Genomic DNA, 1884 nt, shown 5'->3' with positions numbered 1-1884 from the left:
AAAAAAACTCAACCTGTCAATCATAGAATCAGAAATTATTTAAATAAAGACAATTCTATTTTTTATAAATAGTCTTGATCTTACACTTCATTTTACTATGGAGAGTTTGATCCTGGCTCAGGATGAACGCTAGCGGCAGGCCTAATACATGCAAGTCGAACGGGATCCATTTTTAGCTTGCTAGGAATGGTGAGAGTGGCGCACGGGTGCGTAACGCGTGAGCAACCTGCCCATATCAGGGGGATAGCCCGAAGAAATTCGGATTAACACCGCATGAGATTGCAGTTCCGCATGGGATGGCAATTAAATATTTATAGGATATGGATGGGCTCGCGTGACATTAGCTAGTTGGTAGGGTAACGGCCTACCAAGGCCACGATGTCTAGGGGCTCTGAGAGGAGAATCCCCCACACTGGTACTGAGACACGGACCAGACTCCTACGGGAGGCAGCAGTAAGGAATATTGGTCAATGGGCGGAAGCCTGAACCAGCCATGCCGCGTGCAGGATGACTGCCCTATGGGTTGTAAACTGCTTTTGTACGGGAATAAACCCCTCTACGTGTAGAGGGCTGAATGTACCGTAAGAATAAGGATCGGCTAACTCCGTGCCAGCAGCCGCGGTAATACGGAGGATCCGAGCGTTATCCGGATTTATTGGGTTTAAAGGGTGCGTAGGCGGCCTTATAAGTCAGGGGTGAAATACGGCAGCTCAACTGTCGCAGTGCCTTTGATACTGTAGGGCTTGAATCTATTTGAAGTGGGCGGAATAAGACAAGTAGCGGTGAAATGCATAGATATGTCTTAGAACTCCGATTGCGAAGGCAGCTCACTAAGTTAGTATTGACGCTGATGCACGAAAGCGTGGGGATCGAACAGGATTAGATACCCTGGTAGTCCACGCCCTAAACGATGATAACTCGATGTTGGCGATACACAGTCAGCGTCCCAGCGAAAGCGTTAAGTTATCCACCTGGGGAGTACGCCCGCAAGGGTGAAACTCAAAGGAATTGACGGGGGCCCGCACAAGCGGAGGAGCATGTGGTTTAATTCGATGATACGCGAGGAACCTTACCCGGGCTTGAAAGTTAGTGACGGATGCAGAGACGCATCCTTCCTTCGGGACACGAAACTAGGTGCTGCATGGCTGTCGTCAGCTCGTGCCGTGAGGTGTTGGGTTAAGTCCCGCAACGAGCGCAACCCCTATGTTTAGTTGCCAGCACGTAATGGTGGGGACTCTAGACAGACTGCCTGCGTAAGCAGTGAGGAAGGTGGGGACGACGTCAAGTCATCATGGCCCTTACGTCCGGGGCTACACACGTGCTACAATGGATGGTACAGCGGGCAGCTACACAGCAATGTGATGCCAATCTCGAAAAGCCATTCACAGTTCGGATCGGGGTCTGCAACTCGACCCCGTGAAGTTGGATTCGCTAGTAATCGCGTATCAGCAATGACGCGGTGAATACGTTCCCGGGCCTTGTACACACCGCCCGTCAAGCCATGAAAGTTGGGGGTGCCTAAAGCATGTAACCGCAAGGAGCGTGTTAGGGCAAAACCGATAATTGGGGCTAAGTCGTAACAAGGTAGCCGTACCGGAAGGTGCGGCTGGAATACCTCCTTTCTAGAGCATTCATGATTGAATCTCGTTACGTTATCACATGATTATAATAGACAAGAAGAAAGTACCCACCCCGGTGGAGTACCGAGAGAGATAAAGTAATAGCTAGTCCCGTAGCTCAGTTGGTTAGAGCACTACACTGATAATGTAGGGGTCAGCAGTTCAAATCTGCTCGGGACTACATACAAGAGGGGAATTAGCTCAGCTGGCTAGAGCACCTGCCTTGCACGCAGGGGGTCAACGGTTCGAATCCGTTATTCTCCAC

The 1884-nt window shown here is 50.3% G+C and carries 2 tRNA genes and 1 rRNA gene; all 3 read left to right on the top strand.

The window, feature by feature from the left end:
* Positions 1-94: 94 nt before the first annotated feature.
* The 3 genes from JKG64_RS22935 to JKG64_RS22925 all read left to right on the top strand — a co-directional run bounded on the left by JKG64_RS22935 (position 95) and on the right by JKG64_RS22925 (position 1883).
* A 16S ribosomal RNA gene (locus JKG64_RS22935) occupies positions 95-1622 on the top strand.
* 104 nt (positions 1623-1726) lie between these two features.
* Positions 1727-1800 (top strand) — tRNA-Ile (locus JKG64_RS22930).
* A gap of 9 nt (positions 1801-1809) precedes the next feature.
* Positions 1810-1883, top strand: a tRNA-Ala gene (locus tag JKG64_RS22925).
* Position 1884: the final 1 nt, after the last annotated feature.

The organism is Sphingobacterium tabacisoli (assembly GCF_017908035.1).
Lineage (GTDB): Bacteria > Bacteroidota > Bacteroidia > Sphingobacteriales > Sphingobacteriaceae > Sphingobacterium > Sphingobacterium tabacisoli.
The sequence above is the reverse complement of the archived record's forward strand: the minus strand, read 5'-3'. Positions and strand labels throughout refer to the sequence as shown.